The 2,736-nt window shown below is 49.7% G+C and carries 4 protein-coding genes and 1 pseudogene; 2 read left to right on the forward strand and 3 right to left on the reverse strand.

Features of this window, described 5'->3' with window-relative positions:
• A partial coding sequence (locus IBX50_RS19405) for a hypothetical protein (RefSeq protein WP_292258045.1) occupies positions 1–189 on the forward strand: 189 nt, incomplete at its 5' end.
• A 33-nt stretch (positions 190–222) separates the two neighbouring features.
• On the opposite strand, the gene nhaD is transcribed toward IBX50_RS19405, so the two are convergent.
• Both nhaD and IBX50_RS19415 read right to left on the reverse strand, forming a co-directional pair.
• Positions 223–1,473 (reverse strand): sodium:proton antiporter NhaD, encoded by a 1,251-nt coding sequence (gene nhaD / locus IBX50_RS19410; protein WP_292258046.1) that lies wholly within the window; start codon positions 1,471–1,473, stop codon positions 223–225.
• Positions 1,474–1,542: 69 nt separating this feature from the next.
• Positions 1,543–1,677 (reverse strand): annotated as a pseudogene (locus IBX50_RS19415) (DinB family protein); the annotation flags it as partial.
• On the opposite strand from IBX50_RS19415, the gene IBX50_RS19420 reads away from it, so the two are divergent.
• Positions 1,639–1,872 carry a hypothetical protein gene (locus IBX50_RS19420; RefSeq protein ID WP_292258048.1) on the forward strand — a complete coding sequence of 78 codons (234 nt, stop codon included), beginning with the start codon at positions 1,639–1,641 and terminating at the stop codon, positions 1,870–1,872. The pseudogene IBX50_RS19415 and the gene IBX50_RS19420 overlap by 39 nt on opposite strands.
• A 204-nt stretch (positions 1,873–2,076) precedes the next feature.
• Here the strand turns inward: IBX50_RS19420 and IBX50_RS19425 are convergent, their stop codons facing one another.
• Positions 2,077–2,643 (reverse strand): nitrogen fixation protein NifQ, encoded by a 567-nt coding sequence (locus IBX50_RS19425; RefSeq protein WP_292258047.1) that lies wholly within the window; start codon positions 2,641–2,643, stop codon positions 2,077–2,079.
• Between the last annotated feature and the right edge of the window lie 93 nt (positions 2,644–2,736).

Raw genomic sequence — 2,736 nt, forward strand, 5'->3', positions numbered from 1 at the left:
CTTATATCCCCGCCCGAATGGGTGAGGGTTTACGCTGTTTTTGCTAATAAAAAAATAGGATATGGGTCATTTAATGTCGTTTTGGTGGGTGTGCATTGCCAAGGTTGGGGTCGCGAGTTCGAATCTCGTTTCCCGCTCCAGATTTTAAGAACCAGCCCTCGGGCTGGTTTTTTGCTTTATGGTCAATAAAACAGTGCGTTATCAAATGAACCATAAAAAAGTTTAACTAAACCACGAACCCATCAATACCACGCAGGCATACCCCAGGGTATAAGCCAAAAACAAGTGCAACAGATAACGCAGGTAAGCCACAAACGTCAGTCCTTCAATTTTGCTCATTGCCACAATACCCGCTGCCGAACCAATCACCAGCAACGAGCCACCCACACCCACGGCATAAGCCAGCCCCAGCCACTCACCTGCGGTCATTTCAATACCGGATTTCAGCAAAGCTGCCGTCAGGGGCACGTTATCAATCACCGCTGAGAAAATACCCATCAAGTAATTGGCAAAAACCGGCGGCAGCAGATCATAAACCATCACCACAGAATCCAGCGCATGAATCTCCTTGAGCATACCCACCAGCAACAGAATACCAAGGAAAAATAACAGGGTTTCAAATTCGATGGCGCGAACGTATTCCAAAATCGGATCAAGATCCGAGTCGTCACTCATAAAACGTGACACCAGAAACATCACGGACAGGCCAAACAGGAAGGTGAGTACCGGCGGAATGGCAAACAGAGCGTTACCACTGATGGTGGCGAAAATAGTCAGCAGAAACAGCACTGCAATCACACCATCCACACGGCGCACCGGAATCTGGCTGCCGGTCAGGGTGACGCTGGCATTCAACCCGCGGGATAACAACAAAGCCAGCAACAACACCGCAATACCGGCAGGCAAAGACAGCATCAACAGGCTCAGAATTTCTACCTTGCCAGCGAGGAAAATCATCAAGGTGGTTACATCACCAGTGATCAGCGCGACACCACCGGAGTTCACCGCAAACACCACTAGGGTAATAAACTGCAGGCGTTTTTTCAGATCCAGATTTAAAGATAAAATCAGTGAACAGGACACCAACGTGGCGGTGATGTTGTCCGCCAGTGAAGAAAATACAAAACAGAATAGCCCCGTCAAAAGCAGCAGTTTGCGTTCAGTTAACCGGGTGGGCATCACCAGATGAATCAGATTCTCGATCATGCCTTTTTTGTTCAGGTAGGCCACAAACGTCATTGCTGCTACCAGAAACAGCCACAACCCGGCAATCTCGGCAATACTTTCTGCCAGCCCGGCAGATATAACCGAAGTCTGATCGGCGCCATCACTGAATACAAACAACAAAACCCAGCTGAGCGTGCCAAAAAATAAGGTCACCTTGGCCTTGTTGATGTGGGTGATTTCTTCAAACACCACACCCAGCAATGCCAGAACGGCCAGTGACAGCAGTACATAATCAATAACAGCCATGGAATTTAACCTGCAATCAGGAAATAGATGCGCAAAGATTAACTGCTGCAGCACAGCAAATACAACAGATCACTCAGACATTTCTTCGGAAATCCGCACCAGAAGCTCACTGGTCACCGCGATATCCTCACCGGCCTGTGACAACAGGGTGGAGACCTGCCCCTGGTGATGCGTTTGATGATTAAAAAAATGCAAAATCAGGCTTGCTGCCAGGGAGTCAACCGCGAGTATTTTGCGTTGGGTGCAATTGTTTCTCTTGGCCAATCTTATCCCGGCCACATCGCAGCTTGTGGTCTCCCATCATCGCTAATGGCACTGACTCCTTTCTGTAAAACCGACTTCTTCGGCCTTAACCCGAGAGGCAGCCGCTTTTACCGAGCAGCTAAAGCGGGTGGTTAAAAAATCATTTTCCAGGGTAAAAAGTCAAGAACTAAAAACTTGAACATCGAGTGAGAGGAAAATCGCTCGAGTGCGTTGAATGATTTGCTCTGATGCAATTTATGTGTTCATCAGGTGATGGTCAATGTCAATTGTACCATCTGACCTCGGTCATCAACCGTCATGACCACCGTCAGCGGCAGCCAAAGTAGCAACAAGCCTCAGCTACTCCGGTGCAAAGCACTCAGCATAATCAGAACAAGCTTCACAGCTGGGTGAGCGGCAGTAGGTGATGCCGGAATCCATACAGAGCTGGCGATAAAGAAACTTTTTCCATTTCATGTCCAGATGGTTTTTACGCACCAGCTCCGGAAAGTTGTGAGCCAGCAGGCTTTGTAAATCCATGCGGCTCCACAACCCCAGATCGTACCAGAGGTGTTCCTGCCCGCCACAACCAGCAGCAATAATCTGCGCCAGCCAGACCTCACTTTCATCCCGTGCCGCACGAAAACTCAGCAGCAACCCTGCCAACTGTTCCTGTTCACTCACCGGCAGCGGGTTACCACTAGTGGCTACACTGGGAACAGGCCAGTCAGCCACCGGAAAATAACGCTTTAATAGTGCCTGATAATCTTCTGGCTCCAGTCCCAAGCGAGCATTCAGTACCGAGTGACCTTCCGACTGGGCTGCCAGTATCCGCGCCAGATAAATGGCATTGATGTCACCACGCGAGCAGCCCACCCACTGACTGTACAGTGAGCGGATGCGCGGTGATTGTACCTGTGCATTCATAGGCCTTTGCTCCATCAATGGCTTGTTATCAAGCCGCTGCCAACCGCAGGATGCCAGTGAGTGAACCGGGAGGATTCAGTGCCTCACCCAGCT

The organism is Marinospirillum sp. (assembly GCF_014859565.1).